This is a genomic window from Sulfuriferula sp. AH1 (assembly GCF_002162035.1).
Classification (GTDB): domain Bacteria; phylum Pseudomonadota; class Gammaproteobacteria; order Burkholderiales; family Sulfuriferulaceae; genus Sulfuriferula.
In genome coordinates, this window is sequence record NZ_CP021138.1 from 744428 (window position 1) to 764599 (window position 20172).

General features: G+C 58.1%; 22 protein-coding genes and 1 tRNA gene. 14 read left to right on the plus strand and 9 right to left on the minus strand.

The window, feature by feature from the left end:
- Positions 1–2 precede the first annotated feature (2 nt).
- From CAP31_RS03920 to CAP31_RS03955, 8 genes are read left to right on the plus strand one after another with little or no spacing between them, the layout of a single operon-like run.
- Positions 3–1073: a baseplate J/gp47 family protein gene (locus tag CAP31_RS03920; protein WP_087446342.1), complete on the plus strand. Its 1071-nt coding sequence runs from the start codon at positions 3–5 to the stop codon at positions 1071–1073.
- On the plus strand, positions 1070–1639 hold the full coding sequence (locus tag CAP31_RS03925; protein ID WP_087446343.1) for a YmfQ family protein: 570 nt from the start codon (positions 1070–1072) through the stop codon (positions 1637–1639). Before CAP31_RS03920 ends, CAP31_RS03925 begins: the two co-directional genes overlap by 4 nt.
- 14 nt (positions 1640–1653) lie before the next feature.
- Positions 1654–1953 (plus strand): hypothetical protein, encoded by a 300-nt coding sequence (locus CAP31_RS03930; protein ID WP_087446344.1) that lies wholly within the window; start codon positions 1654–1656, stop codon positions 1951–1953.
- Between the two features lie 11 nt (positions 1954–1964).
- Positions 1965–2291 carry a hypothetical protein gene (locus CAP31_RS03935; protein ID WP_087446345.1) on the plus strand — a complete coding sequence of 109 codons (327 nt, stop codon included), beginning with the start codon at positions 1965–1967 and terminating at the stop codon, positions 2289–2291.
- Between the two features lie 2 nt (positions 2292–2293).
- Positions 2294–3343 (plus strand): hypothetical protein, encoded by a 1050-nt coding sequence (locus CAP31_RS03940; RefSeq protein WP_087446346.1) that lies wholly within the window; start codon positions 2294–2296, stop codon positions 3341–3343.
- On the plus strand, positions 3340–3756 hold the full coding sequence (locus CAP31_RS03945) for a four helix bundle protein (protein ID WP_087446347.1): 417 nt from the start codon (positions 3340–3342) through the stop codon (positions 3754–3756). The genes CAP31_RS03940 and CAP31_RS03945 overlap by 4 nt, the downstream gene beginning before the upstream one ends.
- Positions 3756–4100: a hypothetical protein gene (locus tag CAP31_RS03950; RefSeq protein WP_087446348.1), complete on the plus strand. Its 345-nt coding sequence runs from the start codon at positions 3756–3758 to the stop codon at positions 4098–4100. The genes CAP31_RS03945 and CAP31_RS03950 overlap by 1 nt, the downstream gene beginning before the upstream one ends.
- Entirely contained in the window at positions 4097–5110 is a 1014-nt protein-coding gene (locus tag CAP31_RS03955) for an RNA-directed DNA polymerase (RefSeq protein WP_087446349.1), read from the plus strand. Before CAP31_RS03950 ends, CAP31_RS03955 begins: the two co-directional genes overlap by 4 nt.
- Positions 5111–5276: 166 nt before the next feature.
- Here the strand turns inward: CAP31_RS03955 and CAP31_RS03960 are convergent.
- The 7 genes from CAP31_RS03960 to CAP31_RS03990 all read right to left on the minus strand — a co-directional run bounded on the left by CAP31_RS03960 (position 5277) and on the right by CAP31_RS03990 (position 10250).
- Positions 5277–5352, minus strand: a tRNA-Lys gene (locus CAP31_RS03960).
- A gap of 65 nt (positions 5353–5417) precedes the next feature.
- Positions 5418–5675, minus strand: coding sequence for a hypothetical protein (locus CAP31_RS03965; protein ID WP_087446350.1), 258 nt, complete (start codon positions 5673–5675; stop codon positions 5418–5420).
- Positions 5675–6382: a type 1 glutamine amidotransferase gene (locus CAP31_RS03970; protein ID WP_087446351.1), complete on the minus strand. Its 708-nt coding sequence runs from the start codon at positions 6380–6382 to the stop codon at positions 5675–5677. The genes CAP31_RS03965 and CAP31_RS03970 overlap by 1 nt, the downstream gene beginning before the upstream one ends.
- A gap of 22 nt (positions 6383–6404) precedes the next feature.
- Positions 6405–7214, minus strand: coding sequence for a GTP cyclohydrolase FolE2 (gene folE2, locus CAP31_RS03975; protein ID WP_087446352.1), 810 nt, complete (start codon positions 7212–7214; stop codon positions 6405–6407).
- Positions 7215–7274: 60 nt separating this feature from the next.
- Complete coding sequence (gene dxs, locus CAP31_RS03980) at positions 7275–9128, minus strand: 1-deoxy-D-xylulose-5-phosphate synthase (RefSeq protein WP_087446353.1); 1854 nt, start codon at positions 9126–9128, stop codon at positions 7275–7277.
- Positions 9125–10015 (minus strand): polyprenyl synthetase family protein, encoded by an 891-nt coding sequence (locus CAP31_RS03985; protein ID WP_087446354.1) that lies wholly within the window; start codon positions 10013–10015, stop codon positions 9125–9127. Before CAP31_RS03985 ends, dxs begins: the two co-directional genes overlap by 4 nt.
- Positions 10005–10250 (minus strand): exodeoxyribonuclease VII small subunit, encoded by a 246-nt coding sequence (locus tag CAP31_RS03990; protein ID WP_087446355.1) that lies wholly within the window; start codon positions 10248–10250, stop codon positions 10005–10007. Before CAP31_RS03990 ends, CAP31_RS03985 begins: the two co-directional genes overlap by 11 nt.
- A 186-nt stretch (positions 10251–10436) precedes the next feature.
- On the opposite strand from CAP31_RS03990, the gene CAP31_RS03995 reads away from it, so the two are divergent.
- From CAP31_RS03995 to CAP31_RS14970, 5 genes are all read left to right on the plus strand, one after another.
- Positions 10437–11552 (plus strand): aromatic ring-hydroxylating dioxygenase subunit alpha, encoded by a 1116-nt coding sequence (locus CAP31_RS03995; RefSeq protein WP_087446356.1) that lies wholly within the window; start codon positions 10437–10439, stop codon positions 11550–11552.
- The gene (locus tag CAP31_RS04000) at positions 11549–12481 is read left to right on the plus strand and encodes a DUF1853 family protein (RefSeq protein WP_087446357.1); all 933 of its coding nucleotides are present in this window, start codon (positions 11549–11551) and stop codon (positions 12479–12481) included. The genes CAP31_RS03995 and CAP31_RS04000 overlap by 4 nt, the downstream gene beginning before the upstream one ends.
- A gap of 76 nt (positions 12482–12557) precedes the next feature.
- Entirely contained in the window at positions 12558–16115 is a 3558-nt protein-coding gene (locus CAP31_RS04005) for a DUF1631 family protein (protein WP_189836638.1), read from the plus strand.
- Positions 16116–16267: 152 nt separating this feature from the next.
- Positions 16268–17110, plus strand: coding sequence for a hypothetical protein (locus CAP31_RS14965; RefSeq protein WP_223247354.1), 843 nt, complete (start codon positions 16268–16270; stop codon positions 17108–17110).
- Positions 17107–17691, plus strand: a complete 585-nt coding sequence (locus CAP31_RS14970; RefSeq protein ID WP_223247355.1) for an EAL and HDOD domain-containing protein — start codon at positions 17107–17109, stop codon at positions 17689–17691. Before CAP31_RS14965 ends, CAP31_RS14970 begins: the two co-directional genes overlap by 4 nt.
- A gap of 17 nt (positions 17692–17708) precedes the next feature.
- Here CAP31_RS14970 and CAP31_RS04015 read toward each other — a convergent pair whose 3' ends face one another.
- Positions 17709–18746, minus strand: coding sequence for an NADP(H)-dependent aldo-keto reductase (locus CAP31_RS04015; RefSeq protein ID WP_087446359.1), 1038 nt, complete (start codon positions 18744–18746; stop codon positions 17709–17711).
- A 114-nt stretch (positions 18747–18860) separates the two neighbouring features.
- Between CAP31_RS04015 and CAP31_RS15140 the strand changes: the two genes are divergently transcribed.
- A complete protein-coding gene (locus CAP31_RS15140; protein WP_255377128.1) occupies positions 18861–18989 on the plus strand; it encodes a hypothetical protein in 129 nt (42 codons plus the stop codon).
- Here the strand turns inward: CAP31_RS15140 and CAP31_RS04020 are convergent.
- Positions 18962–20158 (minus strand): multidrug effflux MFS transporter, encoded by a 1197-nt coding sequence (locus CAP31_RS04020; RefSeq protein ID WP_087446360.1) that lies wholly within the window; start codon positions 20156–20158, stop codon positions 18962–18964. The two genes, CAP31_RS15140 and CAP31_RS04020, sit on opposite strands and share 28 nt — an antisense overlap.
- Positions 20159–20172: the final 14 nt, after the last annotated feature.

A 20172-nucleotide genomic window follows, 5' to 3' on the forward strand; every position in this document is an offset into this window, starting at 1 on the left:
ACATGGCATTTTTAACGCTCGATTATCAGGCTGTGCGCGACGGTATATTGCGCGATATCGCTAATCAGCCGCGCTCGGATGGCCAGGTGCCGAATGTGGCGCTGGATGGCGATTATGCTATCCGGGCGAATGCCACCGGCTCCGCCATCGAAGGGCTTTACCAGCATCAACAGTGGATCGTGCGCCAGCTTTTCGCGGATACGGCTGACACGGACTACCTGGAGCGGTTTGGCGCGCGCTATAAAATCTATCGGCTGCAAGCCGTGGCAGCTACCGGCAGTATCGACTTCTCCGGCACGCCAGGTGCAGCCGTGCCCATTGGCACTGCATCCACGACGATAGATGGCGTTGCCTTTGTCACCACTGCGGCCAGCGTGATCGGCGCCGGCGGTACGGTGAACATTGCCGCCCAGGCTTCGCTTGCCGGGGCGGCGGGAAACAAGCTTGCAGGCACGGCGCTGACGCTCACCGCTGCGCCCCCCGGCGTGCTGTCACAGGCGGCGATCAATACCATGACCGGCGGTGCCGATGCGGAGACCAATGCCGCGCTGCTGGCGCGCATATTGTTCCGCCTGCAAAACCCGCCTTGCGGCGGTGCGGCCCATGACTATTACGCCTGGGCGATAGAGGTATCCGGCGTCAGCGCTGCCTATGTGTACTCCAACCGGCGCGGGCTGGGCACGACCGATGTAATCATCCTGACGAATGGCGGGCTTCCCAGTGCGGGCCTGGTGGCCAGCGTGCAAAGCCATATCGATGGCGTGCGCCCGGTGCAGGCGGATTTTCTGGTGTTCGCGCCAACGGCGGTAGCGGCCAACATCACTGCTACGCTGACCTTGGCGGCCGGGTATGTGCTGGCCGATGTTGCGGCGGCGATCAATACCGTGCTGGATGCCTATTTCGCCACGTTGAAACCCGGCGACACCTGCTACATCAACCGCATTCGCGCCATTATCTCGGATACGCCAGGCGTGCTTGATTTCAACCTCACCGCCCCGGCCGGGAATGTGGCCACGCTGGTGGACGCCACCCATACCGAGATTGCTGTTAAGGGCGTCGTGACTCTGACATGAATCACGCCGACCTTCTAAAGCTGCTGCTGCCGCCGTCGAGCATCGACCCGAATGGGCTGGCGATATCGATCGAATTAGCCGCCGAAGGCAAGGCGCTCGACACGGCCTATTACAGCGCCAACCAGCTGCTCGAGGAGGCAGACCCAAGCACCACGGTGATGATGCTTCCCGACTGGGAGCGCAACTACGGACTGCCCGATGCCTGCGTGGCGGCCGCCGGGATCATCCAGTCAACTCAGGAGCGGCGCGCTGCACTGGTAGCCAAGGTGACTATGGTGGGCGGCCAGGATCCGGCGTTCTTCATCGGGCTGGCGGCCGATCTCGGCTACACAGTGAGCATCACCGAATGGCGGCCGCACACCACCGAGGACGATTCTGAGTACCCGGTAACCGACGAACCCTGGCGCTTCGTCTGGCAGGTCAATGCGCCGCTGAACACCATCCGCGAGCAGACCACCGAAGACGATACCGAAATGGCGCTTGAGGTTTGGGGAAACGATCTTTTGGAATGCGTGATCAGCCGCTTCAAACCGGCGCATACGCATGTAATTTTCAGCTACGCATAAAGGAGAAAGACACCATGCAGCGAGTCAAACGCAGTACCGCCATCGCCGTTTTACCGGCGGCTCCGGCTGGGGGCACACCGGGGTATTTTGCGGCCCCTAATCCGCAAGGCGGCGTGCCCGCCACGGTACCTGGGTACGAGTGGTACAACGGGGTGCAGGAAGAGCTTTGCAACGCGATTTTGGATTCCGGTCAGACCCTCGATCCTGATAATAACTCCCAGCTTAAGTACGCCATTCAGGTGCACGACACCGCTGCGGTAAAAAGTTACCGGCTGGGCGTTTCCAACGGCGCGCTCGTCCTCATCGAACAATAAGGAGGTTTTACATGTACGGAATTCCGCGAATCCTGCAAACACGGGAAGACTTTGATCTTGCTGTCTCTCTGGCCCGGAGCGGAGAGGCAGACCGCCATGTTGTTGCTAATCAGCTGCATGGCTTGCTCGAGGCGGCTCAGCACTACGTCTTTGACCGAGTGCTTGCCGCTGGCGAGGCGCCGGATGGCGCCATGCCAGGCTACTGTGTTGTCGAGCCGAGCGATACGAATCCACAGCGCCAGCAGCTAAAAAGCATCATCGACAACGAGGCGCGGCTGTTTGCGCTTGGCTTCGCCCAGGCGGAAATTGAATCACTTATCACTGAATTGGAGGCTTGATCATGGCTGTAGGCGACATCATTGCAATCCCGGCCATGTCGGCCGGTTATTTTCAGGTGCAGGGGCGGCTAGCCAAAACCAGCGGCGGCGATACCCTGGACATACCGGCCGGCATGCTGAACATCGGTGGCAACGGGTTTGGCTATATCCTCAGCGCCGCCACGGCCTGGAACCCCTATCTCGTTGCGAATAACGACGCGAGCTTTTCCATAATCACGCTCGGCGACGATATCTATGTCTATGCTGTCCAGCAGGCAAGCGGCGTGGCCAAACTGGTGGCCAGTAAAAATGCTACGGCGCCAACCGGATATAGCGCCAGCAATTCGCGCAAGATCGGCGGTTTCCACGTCGGCAGAACTCGGCCAATAGCCAATCGCTTCGATGCCGCCTTCCTGCCAGCCATCGGTATCGTGCCCAACAGCGTCTGGGATCTCGCCACTCGCCCCAAGGCCGCCCCCGAGGGTATGGCCGAGTTCGTCCCAGGACGTTGGGGCAGCATTTACCTATTGTCGCCGATCTCAGGCGCATGGCCCAGCGTGGTCTTCGGCAGTCGCTACAACGTATCGCCAGTGCGATCGACGGGCGGCTATAACGAGCTGGATCTGCATCGTGGTGTGCATGCCGCCGGGATGCGCGAACCGACCTTTGAAGAATGGTTGATGATGGCAGACGGCGCACCGCAAGGGTTGGATGCTGCCAACGATACCGCGTGGAGCATGACGACCAACACCGGGCCATGCAACACGGGGTTCCTGCAGAAATCAGTGAGTTGCGCAAATTTCGTGGATTGTGTCGGAAATCTCTGGGAGCGCCTGAATCACCACTTTGACACCACCACTGGCGCCTATGCGTGGGATGCTACGGTGGTCAATACCGGGCAGGACGCTGCTCAAGCGCGCGGCCAGGTGAACCACGTTGCCTGGCGCGACGCCGTCGCCGGTGGCAGTTGGGTTGAGGGTCTCCACGCGGGCGCTCGCACGCTCAGTTTGGGTGCCGCTGCCTGGGCTGCCGGTGGCAATATCGGCGTGCGCGGTGTCAGTGATTCCCTATGAGCATATCGCTTGATTTGCCTGGTCACGGCAGTGGCCGGGCGGCTGACTTGCCGAGGCTGAAGGTGCTGGAGCTGTGCGAGCAGCTGATTGTCGAGGCAATGCCTGTGCTCGATAAGATTCCGCGCTGCCATCGCTACCGCTACGGTGCGCGGCTGGAATCGGCGTTGTTTGCACTGCCTGAACTGGTAGTGCAGGCAGCGAGCTCAGGCACCAAGACCAAGGTGTTTGCATTAACAGACCATCTGGAAGTAACCAATGCCCTATTGCGCATTGGTGCGGAGCGCAAGCTGATCAGCCCGCGATTCGTGGGGCATATCATGAGCGCGCCTACCGAAGTCTCGCCGCGAGGTGGACTACTGCGGCAGGTTGGTGCGATGGCAGCCTCCTGGCGCAAATCGATAAAAGGGCAGTAATGCAACAAGGGATAAGGCGGGTTTCGACGCGCGGCCAGGTGAACCACGTTGCCTGGCGCTACGCCATCGCCGGTGGCAGTTGGGTTGAGGGTATCCACGCGGGCGCTCGCACGCTCAATTTGAATGCCAATGCCTGGAATGCCAATGGCAATATCGGCGTGCGCGGTGTCAGTGATGCAATAGCAGCAGAGCAATACTCAGATGCCCGGGCGGAATCTCGTGCACCCTGCATCCCCTATGGATCAGCCGCTTCATCCCAGCCAGGCAGTCGCCTGGCTGAATATCAAAAAACGCCGTGCAGTCGCGATACCAAGCCGCTGCATGGCAACAACCTCCAAATATGAGTAAAAAACACGACCATCTAATCGAGCGGATTGCCGACTGGGATAACCTGCTGCTGGCCTACCAGAAAGCCCGCAGCGGCAAGCGAGATCGCGCTGAAGTGCAGGTGTTTTCCAGCGACCTTTGGCTGCACCTGGGGAATATCCAGCACCATCTGCTGCACGGAACCTACCGGATGGGCGACTATCGTCGATTCGTTGTGTATGAGCCGAAGCGCCGGGAAATTCTGGCTGCGCCTTTCGCGGATAGGGTAATGCAGCATGCCATCCTGAATGTGATGCAGCCGATCTGGGATGCCTGCATGATCGAGGACACCTATGCATGTCGCCCCGGCAAGGGCACGCATGCCGGGGCTGACCGGTTGCAGCAGTGGCTACGCGATATGGCGGCCAATCAGCCGTTGGCGGAGGTCTGGATTGCGAAGACGGATTTCAGCAAGTATTTCCAACGTATTCAGCATGCCGATCTAAAGCTGATCTGCCGGCGCAAGATCATATGCGAGCGAACCCTGCAACTGCTGGATTCGATTATCGGCAGCACGCCCGGCGGTGTCGGCATCCCGGTTGGAAACCTAACCAGCCAGTGGCTGGCCAACCTGCTAGGCAACGAGATCGACCAGTGGATCAAGCGTGAGTTGCGTGTGAAGCGCTATCTGCGCTATATGGATGATATGGTTGCCATCTTCTCCAGCCAGTCTGAGGCGCAGTGGTTCGTGCGGCAGATTGAAGATCGTGCTGGTCGATATGGGCTTACGTTTTCGCGGTGGAGCGTGCACCGCGCAACGCAAGGTATTAATGCGCTTGGCTACCGTATCTGGCCAACTCATAAGTTGTTACGCCGCCGAGCGGTTGTGATGTTCAGGCGTGATATGCGGCATCTGGTGCGCGGCAAGGAAGAGGGTTGGGCCAGTTCTGATCAGGTGATGGCTAGGGTTAAGGCATTCGTAGCCCATGCAAAACATGGGGATACATGGCGGCTTCGTAAAAAGCTATTTTCGTCTATTATTTTTTAAAATGTTTAGTGCCAAATAAATCGCAAATCAGTGCCAAATTGGCCGCGCCGTTACAAGCACGCGCAGTCGGCTTTGAGAATACTGACATCGGTGGTGTGACGCCGGATTTATTGGAAAGCTCCGGATGGAAATAAAAAAGGCTTGCATCGCTGCAAGCCTTGTTTTCTGGTGGGTCGGGCGGGATTCGAACCCGCGACAAACGGATTAAAAGTCCGCTGCTCTACCGACTGAGCTACCGACCCGGTTGAGAGCCGCAATTATACTGGATTTCACAAATCCGTCAAGAAAGTAAATGCAAAAAAACGAATCAGAATTTTATGAGGAGAAATTCTGGATGTAGCCGGGAGCCGTCCTCGACAAGGACCGGGATGCTGATGGTGGTGCTGACTTCGCGGTGTGCGCGACCATGAACGTCGCTCTGAATGGCGTGATCAGGATGACATTTTTGCGCGATCAGGGCCGGCGGCTGGTCGATGATTTCGATGGCGATATAACGATCGTTTTTCCAGATGAAATTCAGTCCGATTATTTCGTGAAGTTCGTCGAGACTGATCGGCGGTTTCATTATTCTTTCAGGCCCTTGATCCAGCGGCTGTACATGCGGTCCGCCACGTGATTCAGGTCGTTCAGCCTGGTTTGCAGGTCGGCCTGCATTTCGGCCGGGGTTTGCACGGCGGGGCTGGCACTGGCGGCATTGATTTCGTCTGTACCGTGTTCACACCAGCTGTTGACCATGTCGGCCGTCATTTCGATGTGGCATTGCAAGGCCAGGTTTTTGCCGATGACGTAGGCCTGATTTGCGCAGTAATCGCTTTTAAGGATATGCGTTGCGCCTTGAGGCAGGCTGAAGGTTTCACCATGCCAGTGAAAGCTGCTGAACCGGGTGAGGCCGTCCAGCCATGCGCGCGCACTGTCGTTGTCGGTGGCGTAAACTTCGCCCCAGCCGATTTCTTTTACCGGATTGAGGTTGACAGACGCTCCCAGCGCTTTGGAAATGAGCTGGCCGCCAAGGCAGTGACCGAGGACGGGAATGTCAGCCGCTATGGCATCGCGTATCAGTTGCAATGACTGCGAAATCCACGGCAATGGATCATTTACGCTCATGCTGCCCCCCATGAATACCAGGCCGGAAAATGCCGTCGGGTCCGCGGGGATGGGTTCGTTTTCGTCAACCTTGATCAATACACTTGGAATCTGGTGCTGATCGAGAAAGTCGCTGAAATAGCCTGCGCCTTCAAACGGGATATGGCGAAAAATGGCTACGGGTTTCATGGCGTTGGCATGCTGTCGCAGCTCAAAGCTTGCGTTTGTCGCGTTCGATCAATGCGTAGGCCGAATGATTATGGATGGATTCGAAATTCTCGCTTTCCACCACATAACTGTCGATACGCGGCTCCCTGTCCAGCGCTGCGGCAACATCGCGCACCATGTCTTCGACGAATTTCGGATTGTCGTAGGCGCGTTCGGTGACAAATTTCTCATCCGGGCGTTTGAGCAAGCCGTAGAGTTCGCAGGAAGCCTGCTTCTCGGCTACGGCAACGATATCCTCTATCCACATGAAGTCGTTGGTGCGCGCGCTGATGGTCACATGCGAACGCTGATTATGCGCGCCGTATTCCGAAATTTTCTTCGAGCACGGGCACAGGCTGGTGACCGGCACCACGACCTTGGTGGTGTGCACGTACTGGCCATTCTCAATCGCGCCGATCAGCGTTACGTCGTAATCCATCAGGCTCTGCACGCCGGAAACAGGCGCGGTTTTGTTGATGAAATACGGGAAGCTCATTTCGATGTAGCCGGAATCTGCCTCCAGGCGCTGTACCATCTGGCGCAAAATGGATTCGAAATTCTCGATGGAGATCTCGCGCTCGTTGGTGTTGAGTATCTCCACGAAGCGCGACATGTGCGTGCCCTTGAAGTTATGCGGCAAGAACACGTACATGTTGAAATTGGCAATCGTGTGCTGTATGCCACTGCTTTTATCGGCCACCTTGACCGGGTGGCGGATCGATTTTATCCCCACCTTGTTGATGGCGATCTGGCGGGTATCCGCGTAGTTTTGCACATCCGGCATGGGGGCAGTGATGTCACAACAGTCGTTCATGGTCATTCCTGTAGAGGCTAAATATGTGTTCAGTATAACGCGTGCGAATACCTGAGTAAACTACTCGGATAAGGCGCGGTTGACGCTCGCGATGATGCCGTCCGCATCCAGTCCGCATTCGCGCAGCATTTGTGCATGGTCGCCGTGATCGATGTAGGTGTCAGGCAGGCCTAACTGGATAACACGAGTGGTCACCCCCAGTGTATGCAGGCATTCGCTCACTGCGCTGCCTGCGCCGCCCATTATTGCGTTTTCCTCCAGCGTGACGATCAGTTCATGATTGCTTGCCAGTTGTTGGATGAGCGTTTGGTCAATTGGTTTCACAAAGCGCATATCGGCGACGCTGGCGTCGAGCTTTTCTGCGGCGCTCAGTGCCGGGGTAACCAGGCTGCCGAACGCCAGCAAAGCGATGCGTTGTCCTTGTCGGCGGATGACACCCTTGCCTACCGGCAGCGCCTCCATGTCCTTGACGATAGGCGCGCCCGATCCGGTGCCGCGCGGGTAGCGTACGGCGCTGGGGGTATTCAGCTGCATGGCGGTGTACAGCATTTGCCGGCACTCGTTCTCATCGGAGGGCGCCATGACTGTCATGTTGGGAATGCAGCGCAAATAACTCAGATCGAAGCTGCCGGCGTGAGTAGGGCCGTCAGCGCCGACCAGACCGGCGCGGTCGATCGCGAACACCACCGGCAGGTTCTGCAAGGCAATGTCGTGGATGAGCTGATCGTAGGCGCGTTGCAGGAAAGTCGAGTAAATGGCGACTACCGGTTTGTAGCCGTCAGCGGCGAGACCGGCGGCAAAAGTAAGCGCATGCTGCTCGGCGATGCCGACATCGAAATAGCGTTCGGGATACTGTTCGGAAAAACGCACCAGCCCGGAGCCTTCGCGCATCGCCGGCGTGATGCCGATGAGGCGGGGTTCGATCGCCGCCATGTCGCACAGCCAGTCGCTGAACACCTGCGTATAAGTGGGCTTGACGACGGGTTTTTCGAGTACGCCAAGTGCCGGATTAAAAGAGCTTACGCCATGATAAAGGCAGGAGTTCTCTTCTGCAGGGGCGTAGCCTTTGCCCTTTTTGGTGACGACGTGCAGAAACTGCGGGCCGGACAGATGCCGGATATTGCCTAATGTATCGATCAGTACATCCAGGTCATGGCCGTCTATCGGGCCGATGTAATTAAAGCCGAATTCCTCGAACAGGGTGCTGGGTGTGACGAAGCCCTTTACGTGCTCTTCTGCGCGTTTGGCCAGCTCAAGCATGGGCGGCACATGCGCCAGGACTTTCTCGCTGGCGCGGCGCGCAGCCGCATAAAACTTGCCGGACATGAGCCGGGCCAGGTAATTGTTGAGCGCACCGACGTTGGGCGAGATTGACATGTCGTTGTCATTGAGAATGACCAGCAGGTTGGCATCCATGTCGCCGGCGTTGTTCAGCGCCTCGAATGCCATGCCCGCCGTCATCGCGCCGTCGCCGATGATGGCGACGGCGCGGCGATCCAGTCCGTCCAGCTTGGCGGCGACCGCCATGCCCAGCGCTGCGGAGATCGAGGTGCTGGAGTGCCCGGTGCCGAAGGTGTCGAATTGGCTTTCTTCGCGCTTGGGGAAGCCGGCAATGCCGCCAGCCTTGCGCAGGTCGGCCATCGCCGCGCGGCGCCCGGTGAGGATTTTATGCGGATAGCTTTGGTGGCCCACATCCCACACCAGACGATCGTCTGGTGTGTTGAACACATAATGCAAGGCGATGGCGAGCTCGACGGCACCGAAATTCGAGGCGAAATGTCCGCCCGTCTGCGCGATGCTGGCGAGCATGAAATTGCGTAATTCCTGGGCTAATGCGGGGAGTTCATCGCGCGGCAGCTCACGCAGATCGAGCGGGTTGTTAATACGGTCTAGCAAAGGGTAAGTTTGACTCAAAATGATCTCTGTACGATAAAATCAGCGAGTTTTCGCAAGCGTTGGTTGTGCTCAAAGCCATTCAGGGCGTCAAGTGCATCGCGATGCAGTTCCTGAGCGAATGCCTTGGCAGCGGAAATGCCCATGAGGCTAACATAAGTCGGCTTGTTGTGTTCGGCGTCCTTGCCGGCCGTTTTACCCAGCGTTGCTGTCGGCGCCTCTGCATCCAGAATGTCGTCTACTACCTGGAATGCCAGCCCGACGCACTTGGCATAATGATCCAGTTCGGCGTGCTGTGGCTCGGACAGCGGCTCACCGCAATAGGCGCCCAGCAGGACCGCCGCGCGGATCAATGCGCCGGTCTTGTGGATATGCATGAATTCAAGTTCTGGCAGGGTCAGGGTGACACCGACGCTGGCCAGGTCGATGGCCTGGCCGCCAGCCATGCCGCGCGAGCCGGAAGCATGGGCCAGCAGTCGGATCATTTCGATCTGCCGGGCCGGGATGTCGCTTAAGACGTTATCCGCAAGCAATTCAAATGCCAGGCTTTGCAGGCTATCGCCGGCCAGCAATGCGGTGGCTTCGCCGAATTCGACATGGCAGGTGGGTTTGCCGCGCCTTAATACATCGTCATCCATGCACGGCATGTCATCATGCACCAAAGAATAGGCATGGATAAGCTCGACGGCGCAGGCGACGATTTCCACCCGCGCAGGATCGGCGTGACATGCTTCGCCTGCAGCGAAAGCCAATAGCGGACGCACGCGCTTGCCGCCTTCCAGTACTGCATAGCGCATGGCTTGATGCAGGGTTTTCGGCGCATTGGCGCTATTGGGTAAATGCTGTTCCAGTACGATCTCGGTGCGCGCTTGCAGCGCAGTCGACCAAGTGAGAAAATCAGTTGTCATCTTGAGTGCCGGGATTGGTAAAGGCCTGTAGTGTGCCGTTTTCGAGGATTTGCACTTGCTGCTGGGCATCAGCCAAAGCGCTCTGGCAGAATTTCAATAATTCTGCGCCGCGCTGGTACGCGCCGAGGGATTGTTCCAGCGTCAGCTGTCCCGATTCCATTTCGGCAACAATGCGTTCCAGCTCGGCCATGGCCGCTTCAAAACTGGGGGGGTGGGGTGCGGTACGACGCGTCATTACTTTAATCTGGTCTGCAAAGTAATAAATCTTACCGAATAATTGCGCTTAACGCTATTATTAGCGATAATCTCGCCTTTTATTTTCGTTTGGTTTGTTACTTACTCTATAGGGGGTTAAGCGGCTGTTGTGCCGTCTTAATAAACTTTTTGCTTTGGTCACTTCGCCTGGGGTGTACTCGATATTATGTCCGATTTGGCTGTCGCGTCACAATTGACGCACACTTCTCCTCAATTACCCATCAGCTGGTATTTCGATCCCGATATTTACGCGCTTGAGCTGCAACATCTGTTTGCAAACGGCCCCGGTTATGTCGGTCACCAATTGATGACACCCAATGTCGGTGATTATCATGTGCTGGATACCGCTAATCAGGCCGCTTTGCTGGTGCGCAACGCCAATGGCGTGGAAATGCTGTCCAACATCTGCCGCCATCGCCAGGCGCTGATGTATGAAGGCCGCGGCCATACCCGCAATATCGTCTGTCCGCTGCATCGCTGGACTTACGATATGGAAGGCAAGCTGCTCGGCGCGCCGCATTTCCCCGGCAATCCGTGCCTGAATCTGGGCAAGACGCCGTTGCAGAACTGGAATGGCCTGCTGTTTAACGGTCCACGCGATGTTGCGGCGGATCTGTCGCGGCTGGGCGTGACGCAAGTCCTCGATTTCGAAGGCTATATGCTCGATCGCGTGATGGTCGAAGAGTATGCCTTTAACTGGAAGACGTTCATCGAAGTCTATCTGGAAGACTACCATGTCGAGCCGTTCCATCCTGGTCTGGGCAATTTCGTTACCTGCGACGACCTGAAATGGGAATATGGCGACTGGTACAGCGTGCAGACCGTTGGCGTAGCGCGCGGCCTGAGCAAATCCGGCAGTGCCGTCTACCGGAAATGGCAGGAGCAGGTATTGCAGTACCGCAACGGTGCGGTTCCCGAGCAGGGCGCGATCTGGCTGACCTACTACCCGAACATCATGGTCGAGTGGTATCCGCATGTGCTGGTCATCAGCACCATCATTCCTACCGGCGTCGAGTCGTGCCGCAATGTGGTCGAGTTCTATTATCCTGAGGATATCGCTCTATTCGAACGCGAGTTCGTGGAAGCGGAGCAGGCGGCTTATGCCGAAACTGCGGTCGAGGACGATGAAATCTGCCGGCGCATGCATGCCGGGCGTCGCGCCCTGTATCAGCAGGGACGTGAAGAGGCGGGACCATACCAGTCGCCGATGGAAGACGGCATGGTGCATTTCCACGAATTTGTCCGGCGCCAGCTGTCCCCGCATCTACCCCGAAATCCGTGAAATCCAGCCGCCTGCTGACCCTGTTCCATGACGCGCATGTGCGCGATCTGGTATGGGCGATGGCGGCACCCGGTCTGCTCGATCATGCGGACTGGGTGATCCCCGATAGCGAATGTCTGGCGCTGGTGACCCAGGCCATGCCGCAATTGCAGGCGCTGGACCGGCAGCCCGACGAGCTGCACGCATGGATTGCCGCGCGCAATCCCCAGCGTCTGGGGCGCTATTTCGAAACCCTGCTCGGTTACTGGCTCACCCATTTGATCGATGCGCGCTGGTTCGTCGCCAACCAGATCGTTAAATCCGGGCGCATCGTGGCCGGCGAATACGATTTGCTCTGGCGCGATGCCGGCGGCCAGCTGCATCATTGGGAAGCGGCGATCAAATTCTACCTGCAGGTCGATCCTGTTGCGGGTTTCGCCGGCTATGTCGGCCCCATGCGCCGCGATCGCCTGGATCTGAAGACCGCCCAGCTCCGCGATAAGCAATTGCAGCTGTCGCAAACGCCTGCCGGCGCGGCTACGCTGGCCGAGATGCTGCATACCTCCGATGTTGCAGGCCCGGTGCTGGCGCGAGCGTTGTTGAAAGGCTGGCTGTTTTATCCGGCGCATAGCCTCCCGCATCCGAGCACAGGCTTGTCGGCAAATCATCTGTCCGGCTGGTGGATGCGCTGGGCTGCGGCGGATTTCCACTTGCCGCCAGGGCTGCGTTGGCGCGTGCTGGACAGGCTGGCATGGCTGTCGCCTGCCATGACCGGCGATGCGGCGGCATTGCTTGACGAAGCCGATTGCATTCGCCGGCTCTCTGCGCATTTTGCAATCGACGGCGTGCCGCTGCTGATCGCAGGGCTGACGCACACCGCAACCGGCTGGCAGGAAGTGACGCGAGGTTTTGTGGTGCCTCCTGCGTGGAACGGACAGGAGGCGATCTGAGCTGCAGCCTCTGTCATTTTTGCTTCATAATAGCCATCCTGGCGTATTATGAAGGTCTCTTCAGGAGACTATGCATATGGTGCAAAGACGTCGCTTCCGGCGCATAACCGTTATCCAGCCCGCAACCTTGTTGAGCCAGCATACGGGTTCGATAGCAGGAGAAATACGCGATTTTTCGCCTAGCGGCGTGCTGTTCGCGCTGACGCGGCCGGTCGGCACTGCCGCTTTGCAGAATCAGCTCATCACCATCGAATTCCGGCCAAATCTGGCCGATACCCAGCAATACCGGATAATCGGGCGGGTAGTACGGATCTTCGACCAGTCCGTCGGTATCGTCATCGAGCATTTCCCGGCAAATGCCTATCGCGATCTGGTGCTGTTGACGAATCAGCCCAAACAGCCGGTGCCGACCGCGGCGACGGCCGGATACAGCGAGGCGCAGATCAGCGATGCGCTGACGCAGTGTCATACCCGCTTCAAATCGTTCATCGCCCAAGTCATCACGCATTTTTATAACAGCCTGAGCGGAAAACAGGCGTTTTCTGCAGAACAGACGGCAAGTATGGAAGAGCGCTGGCTGGTGCAGGAGGCGTATCCCCGGATTGCGATGCAGCGCGCCGGATTGGAGCGGGCTTTTTTCGACGACGATTATCTGGATCGCGATATGCAGGATAATGCGTCCATCAAGGAAGAGAACCAGCCGCTGGCATTGGTCGACGTGGATGAATTCGATGACTGGCTGGCAGTGACGCAACTGGTGAACAGGCTGAATCTGGAATATTCGTATGAAGCCGGTAAATTCGAATCGCGTTATGCCGTGCTCATCGGCACGCAGTTGAGCCCGAATGCCAACCCGTTCGGGTCGCATTATATTTTTCAGACTTTTCGCGAGGTGTGGGCGGCAGTCGAATTCCCGCATCAGGTCAAGGCACTGCTTTACAAAACCTTCCATGAAGCGATGATGGTATTCATGGATGAGTTTTATCGTGACCTGAATGAAATAGTGGCATTTGTCCAGGTCTCGCCGCTCAAGCCGGTTGTATCCGAATCGATGGCCAGAGCGGTAGACACGGCAGCCGTGAACAGGGTTAATGCCAGGACCGGCAGCGAGCAGTCCGCAGCCATTCCGTTGGAGGATTACCTGCAGACGCAAGGTCCGGGCACACAGCATGCCGCCAGGCAACGATCATCGAGCTCGTCGTCATCGGCGACAGGTATCCCGGGCCCGAATGCGGCGCTGGGCTACGGACTCAATCAGTTGCTGGAACAGCTCCATCTGTCGCAGAACAACGGCAGCGGCGAACCGGATTATCGCGCCCTGACGGACAGCCTGCGGGGCTTGCAAAGCGGGCAGGCTCGTACCAGCCGCTGGTCGGACAGCGTCATCCCGGCGATGCATCAATTGCTGGAAGCCGCCAACCCGCAGCTTCGGCAAACTGGTGCAGCCGCGCCGGGCGGTATGCAGGCAGGCGCTGTCATCGACAGCGATAACCTCAGCCAGATCCTGGGCGTGCTTAACGTGATGCAGCAGCGTATGTTGCAGGGGGACGTGGCAGACGAGGCATCGATCAAGCGCCAGCTGATCGATGCGCTGCCGCAGTTTGGCAATGCATCGATGCAGGACCGGTTTTTCCATTCCGTTCATCTGTTTGACGAAATGCTGAGCACGCCGCTGTCCGACGCCGGATTGAATTCGGATATTCGCGGTCTGCTGAAAAAGATCGAACTGACCCTGCTCAAGCTGGCGCTGATGGACGAGGATTTCCTCGAATCCAGCAATCATCCGGCCCAGCAGACCGTCAACCTGCTGGAACGGTTCTATGCCGCTGCGGACGACATGGGCAGGATTTTTGATCCGCGCTTGCAGCGCCTGCTCAATCTGCTGGCGAATCAGATCGTGGATCAGTTTGAAGGCAAGCCCGACGTGTTCGACGAGGTCAATAAAGTCCTCGATAATCTGCTGATCCCGATAGACGATATCCGCAAGAGCAAAGTCGAGCAGATTCAATTCGTCTGCCAGCACAGGGAGCAGCGTGCAGGCATCGAGCCTGCGGCAGAGTTTTTTGCTTCCAAGCAGAATGGCGAGACATCCGAGATCAACCTGTTGCGGCAGGATGACTGGCTGTCGGTGATGGTCGATGGCGTACTGGCGCCGTATCAGCTGGTGTGGTCGAGCCCGTCAGGGCGGATGTTCGTGATGACCAGCCGTTCCGCTACCACCGTGCGCGAGTTTACGCGTCAGTCGCTCATGCAGGCGTTAGCGACGGGGCAGGTGATACGTCTGCCCGAATACGATATCCCGTTCATGGAGCGGTCCGCCCATAAACTCATGCTCAATGCGTATGAGCGCGTATATCAGCAGGCGACGCATGATCCGGTGAGCGGCTTGCTCAACCGCAAGGGCATGATTACGCAGCTGGACGTGATTTTTGCGAACGAGGATGTGCAAAAGCGGCGCGGCATCCTGTGCATGCTGATGTTCGACCAGCTCAGCCAGCTTTACCATAATTGCGATGCGGAAGAAGCCGAAGTATCGCTGATGGCGCTGATAGGCCTGATCGCCAATGAAGTGAAATCGACGGACCTGTTCGCCCGGCTCGGCGAGAATACGTTCGCCATTCTGTTGCATGACAGCGATCTCGCAAGTGCGCAGGCGAACATGCAAGGCCTGGTCGCCATCATCGAACAGCAGCGCATCAGCTGTCAGGGCAAGCAGTTCGTCATTGGCGTCAATGTCGGTATCGCGCAGATCGATGCTGTGGTCGACAGCGTTTCCAAGCTGTTTAAGAGCGTTGGCTCTGCCTGCGTCGCGGCAAAGGCGCAAGGCGTCAATTTCGTGCAGATCTACGAGGCCGGCAGCGCGCTGATCAGGCATGAGCAATCCCTGTTCGAATGGGCCGGCGCAATCGACCAGGTGTTTAACGACAATCTGCTGTTCCTGCGTTGCCAGAAGATACAGCCGATCGATGCCGGTCGCGGCGCTTTGCCGCACTATGAGATACTGCTGGGGGTAAACAAGCACCTCACCACCAATCCGCAGGAATTCATACTCGCCGCTGAAAAATGGAATCGTTCGGCCGATATCGATTTGTGGGTATTGCAGCAAAGCTTCGAATGGCTGGCTGCACAGGGCGGCAGGCTGGATGCACTCGGCGGGGTGTCGATCAATCTTTCCGGACATTCGCTGGCCAATGAAAAGATTCTGGCTTATATCTACCAGACCCTTGAGGCCAGGCAGATACCGGCCGACAAGGTCATTTTTGAAATCACGGAAACAGCCGTTATCAGCCGGCTCGACAGCGCCCAGCGCTTTATCGAGACTGTGCGCGGATTCGGTTGCCGGTTCTCGCTGGACGACTTTGGCAGCGGCTATTCGTCGTTCGCCTATTTGAAGAACCTCAAAGCGGATTTCCTGAAAATAGACGGCGCTTTCATTCGCGATCTGGCCAAATCGCCCGCTGATCTTGCGATGGTCAAATCCATGCATCAGGTAGCGCATGCGCTTGGGTTGAAGACGATAGCCGAATATGTCGAGAATCCGGTCACGCTGGATATGCTGGGACGTATCGGCGTGGATTATGCCCAGGGCCATGGCATAGAGGCCTCCAGAGCGCTCGACACGCTGGTATTGTAATTTGCCGGTTGCTGGAAGCAGTACGTGGTTGGGCCGGTATTGCTGCCAGCTGACTGCGGTTTCGATTATGATAGCGCCGGTCAGCAGTTTCTTCGGCAGGCGGGTTGCTTTCAGCTCGCGCGCCGTTTTTCAAATCGTTATGAATGTTGCGGATGTTAAGTCGATTTTTTAAAAAAATACTGAGCAAGGATGCAGTTGCGGCGAAAGCCGATACCAAGGGGAATGCAACTGCTTCAGGCGATCCGGAATTCGCGCTGCTTAACGAACTGGCGCCGCTAACGGCCAATGGCGGGGTGCAGCAACCGGTTCAGGATTCGGGGGCGGATGCCGGCGGTGCCGGCACCATGCCGTCATCTGTCGTTTGCCGCGAAGCCGTGTTGAATAAGGAGCGTCGGGTCGCAGGCTATTCCTTTACCCTGAGCCGCAACATCAACCAGCGTGTCCGCGCCTCTTCGGCCATTGTCCAGCGGCTGTATGACGAAGTGCTGCTCAGAAACATCCTGTACATGGATATCAAGCGCCTGCTCGGTCACCGCCTGGCGTTTATCCCGGTGCTGCCGTCATCGCTGGGACACCCGCTGCTCGAGCAATTGCCGCGGGGAGGCGTCGTGCTCGTGGTAAACGCACTCGAGCAGCTGGCCAACGCCAGTGATATTTGCCTTGTTCAGCTCGGCACACTCAAAGCCGCCGGATTCCGTATCGCGTTGCAGGGCAATATCGACCTGCCCGGCCTGCAGCCATTCATCGAACTGGCGGATTTCGTTTTTGTCGATATCGGCAACAACGACCTGCCGACCATTACCACGCAAATCGATGCGGTCAGCAAACTGGCTTTCGACAAGGCACTGGCGGCAACCAACATCAGGACGCTGGACGAGTTCCGTGTGTGCGCCAAGCTGCCGTTTCTTTATTTTCAGGGCGCATTCGTTACCAGCCGGGAGGGGTGGGTCGCCCCAGGATGGACGCAGGCCGGATCAGGATACTGGATCTGTTGAACCGTATTCGCCAGGATGCCGAGAGCAGCGAGCTGGCGCAGATATTCAAGCAGGATCCCGCGCTGTCTTTCAAGATACTGCGCTACATCAATAGTGCCGGCTCCGGCCTGACCAGCAAGGTGGATTCCATCGACCAGGCGCTGCTTATGCTGGGACAGCAGAATCTTTATCGCTGGCTCACGCTGCTGCTGTTTACCAGCGGGGGCAGCGATACGCCGGACTGGGCGCTGATGGAGAATGCGCTGGTACGCGCGCGTCTTGCGGAACTCTCTGCTGGCGATGCTTTGTCGGCAGGGGAGCGGGACGAGCTGTTTGTGGCCGGTATTTTCTCGTTGCTGGATATCCTGTTGCAGTTGCCGATGGCGCAAGTCCTGCAGCAGATCAGCCTGCCGCCGCTGGCTGAAGAAGCGTTGCTGCATAAACGCGGCAAATACGCCCCTTATCTGGAACTGTCCATCGCCTGCGAGGAGTTCGATCAGGAGCGCATCTCCGATCTGGCAGCGCAGCTCGGGCTGGAGTTGGCGCATGTCAATGCATATCATGCCGATGCGCTGATCTGGGCAGAACAGCTCAACGGCTAAATCCGCGCAGTCCCGGCTTACGGTGCCGGATTCATATAGCGCAGGTGGATAGCTTCGATCTCCGCGATGATGTCGGCGGACAGCGGCTTGTCCCAGGCCGACAGGTTTTCCTCCAGTTGCGCCATGCTGGTTGCGCCTATGATCGTGCTGCTGACGAACCAGCGCCGGTAGACGAACGATAGCGCCAGTTGCGCCGGCGTCATGCCGTGCTTGCGCGCCAGTTCGGCATAGGCGGCTACCGCCGGTTGCACGTTCGGTTTCTCATAACGCTGGGCGAAGCCCTGGAATTCGGTGACGCGCCCCGGCGCCTTGGAGTCGGCGAGGTATTTGCCGGACAGATGTCCGAAGGCCAGCGGCGAATAAGCCAGCAGGCCAACCTGTTCGCGATAGCTGATTTCGGTCAGGCCAAACTCGTATCCCCGGTTGATCAGGCTGTAGCAGTTCTGGATCGAAGCAATGCGCGGCAGATCGTATTCTTTGGCCAGGCGCACGAATTCCATGATTCCCCAGGCTTGTTCGTTGGATACGCCGATATGGCGTATCTTGCCTTCCTTCACCAGTTCGCCCAGCGCCTCCAGCTGTTCCAGGATGGAAACTCTTTCCTTTTCCAGCGCGGGGTCGAACTGATACTGGCCGAATATAGGTGTGTTGCGCTCCGGCCAGTGCAGTTGATAAAGATCGATATAGTCGGTCTGCAGGCGCGTGAGCGAGCCCTCGATGGCTGCGCGGATGTTGCTGCGGTCGAGTGACTTGGGGCCGCCGCGTATCCACTCGATGGCGCGGCGCGGGCCGGCGACCTTGGTGGCAAGGATGATCTTGTCGCGCGGCTGCTTTCTGAGCCAGTTGCCGACGATGGTTTCGGTGCGGGTGTAAGTTTCGGCGCGCGGCGGCACCGGGTACATTTCCGCGGTGTCGATGAAGTTGATGCCTTGCCCGACAGCGTAATCCAGCTGGCTGTGCGCTTCGGCTTCGGTGTTCTGCTGGCCGTAGGTCATGGTGCCCAGACAGATGGCTGAGACCTTGAGTTCGCTGGTTCCGAGTTGGTGGTAATCCATGGCTGAAATCCCGTACAGTTGGCTAAATATTGATTCTATCACCAGCGGGGAGCGTATGGCTCCGGGAATTGGCAGGCCGCATCAGTGCTGGCCGCCTGCACGGTGCCCGGCGCTATGGCTTTCGGCCAAGAATCGGGCCGCGGTTCTGAACGGTTCGGGCTGGATGCGGGCGTCAAAACAGCGGCAGCGGTCGCCGAAGCTTGTGCGATGCCGGTTTATCCGGACGATTCCACCCTGCAGTAGATCTGCCAGGTGACGCGCCCCAGCAGCAGGAATCCCATCATCCCCAGCGCCAGATACATGGGCGAGAATGACAGCATGGGGGAAATGATGCCGGCGACGATGGCATTGAGCATGGTCTGCACGAAGCCCTGCATCGACGACACCAGTCCGCGATGCTGCGGGAACAGGTCGAGCGCGAGCAGGGTGATGCTGGGCATCGCCAGTGACATGCCCATGCCGTACAGCGCAATCGGCAGGATCGCCCAGGGCCAGGCGGGGATGAAGGTGCTGTTGTAGGCCAGGTTGATCGCGGCAGCGCTCAGCAGCAGTACATAGGCGTATTTGACCGTCTGCTGCTGCGTGATGCGACCGGCCAGACGCCCGGACAGGAATGCGCCGATCATCACGCCGGTGATGGCGGGGATGAACAGCCATGCGAATTGATCCTCGCGCAAATGCAGGGTCCGCAATACGAATACTGGCGCCGAGGCGATGTACAGGAAGAACCCGGCAAAATGCAGCGCCACCGTACCCGCCAGCAGCAGAAAATGCGGATGGCGGGCGACCTGATGATAGTTGCCGATCAGCGGACGCATCGAGAACGGGTGGCGTCCGGCCAGCGGATGGGTTTCCGGCAGGTAACGCCAGCTCAGCACCAGTAGCAGCAAGCCCAGCACGGCCATGAACACGAACACCGAATGCCAGCCGAACATCAGATGCAGCCAGCCGCCGATGATCGGCGCGATCGCGGGCGAGATCGCGAACATCATCGTGATCTGCGACATCAGGCGCTGCGCCTCCGCTCCGGCATACAAGTCGCGGATGATCGCGCGCCCGACGATCAGCCCGGCTCCTGCCGACAGACCCTGCATGCCGCGCAAGACGATCAGTGTATTGATGTCATTGGCGAACACGCAGGCGATAGATGTCAGCACGAACGCCACCAGCGAGCCGAGGATGATCGGGCGCCGTCCGAACGAATCGGAAAATGAGCCGTGGAATAGCATCATCACCGCAAAGCACAGCAGATACACGCTCAATGTCTGCTGCACCTGCAGCGGCGTCGCGTTCAGGCTTTGCTGTATCGCCGGGAACGACGGCATGTACGTGTCGATGGAAAACGGGCCTAAAGTCGATAAGCCTGCCAATAGCATGGCTAAAGTGGCGCGGTGCGGTTTGCGATGCGGCATGGGGTGGGTCGGGT

Excerpts from the sequence above, each read along its gene's own strand:
- CAP31_RS03920 (WP_087446342.1), top strand. The coding sequence starts at position 3 with ATGGCATTTTTAACGCTCGATTATCAGGCTGTGCGCGACGGTATATTG.
- CAP31_RS03925 (WP_087446343.1), top strand. The coding sequence starts at position 1,070 with ATGAATCACGCCGACCTTCTAAAGCTGCTGCTGCCGCCGTCGAGCATC.
- CAP31_RS03930 (WP_087446344.1), top strand. The coding sequence starts at position 1,654 with ATGCAGCGAGTCAAACGCAGTACCGCCATCGCCGTTTTACCGGCGGCT.
- CAP31_RS03935 (WP_087446345.1), top strand. The coding sequence starts at position 1,965 with ATGTACGGAATTCCGCGAATCCTGCAAACACGGGAAGACTTTGATCTT.
- CAP31_RS03940 (WP_087446346.1), top strand. The coding sequence starts at position 2,294 with ATGGCTGTAGGCGACATCATTGCAATCCCGGCCATGTCGGCCGGTTAT.
- CAP31_RS03945 (WP_087446347.1), top strand. The coding sequence starts at position 3,340 with ATGAGCATATCGCTTGATTTGCCTGGTCACGGCAGTGGCCGGGCGGCT.
- CAP31_RS03950 (WP_087446348.1), top strand. The coding sequence starts at position 3,756 with ATGCAACAAGGGATAAGGCGGGTTTCGACGCGCGGCCAGGTGAACCAC.
- CAP31_RS03955 (WP_087446349.1), top strand. The coding sequence starts at position 4,097 with ATGAGTAAAAAACACGACCATCTAATCGAGCGGATTGCCGACTGGGAT.
- CAP31_RS03965 (WP_087446350.1), bottom strand. The coding sequence starts at position 5,675 with ATGAAACCGCCGATCAGTCTCGACGAACTTCACGAAATAATCGGACTG.
- CAP31_RS03970 (WP_087446351.1), bottom strand. The coding sequence starts at position 6,382 with ATGAAACCCGTAGCCATTTTTCGCCATATCCCGTTTGAAGGCGCAGGC.
- folE2 (WP_087446352.1), bottom strand. The coding sequence starts at position 7,214 with ATGAACGACTGTTGTGACATCACTGCCCCCATGCCGGATGTGCAAAAC.
- CAP31_RS03985 (WP_087446354.1), bottom strand. The coding sequence starts at position 10,015 with ATGACAACTGATTTTCTCACTTGGTCGACTGCGCTGCAAGCGCGCACC.
- CAP31_RS03990 (WP_087446355.1), bottom strand. The coding sequence starts at position 10,250 with ATGACGCGTCGTACCGCACCCCACCCCCCCAGTTTTGAAGCGGCCATG.
- CAP31_RS03995 (WP_087446356.1), top strand. The coding sequence starts at position 10,437 with ATGTCCGATTTGGCTGTCGCGTCACAATTGACGCACACTTCTCCTCAA.
- CAP31_RS04005 (WP_189836638.1), top strand. The coding sequence starts at position 12,558 with ATGGTGCAAAGACGTCGCTTCCGGCGCATAACCGTTATCCAGCCCGCA.
- CAP31_RS14965 (WP_223247354.1), top strand. The coding sequence starts at position 16,268 with ATGTTAAGTCGATTTTTTAAAAAAATACTGAGCAAGGATGCAGTTGCG.
- CAP31_RS04015 (WP_087446359.1), bottom strand. The coding sequence starts at position 18,746 with ATGGATTACCACCAACTCGGAACCAGCGAACTCAAGGTCTCAGCCATC.
- CAP31_RS15140 (WP_255377128.1), top strand. The coding sequence starts at position 18,861 with ATGGCTTTCGGCCAAGAATCGGGCCGCGGTTCTGAACGGTTCGGGCTG.
- CAP31_RS04020 (WP_087446360.1), bottom strand. The coding sequence starts at position 20,158 with ATGCCGCATCGCAAACCGCACCGCGCCACTTTAGCCATGCTATTGGCA.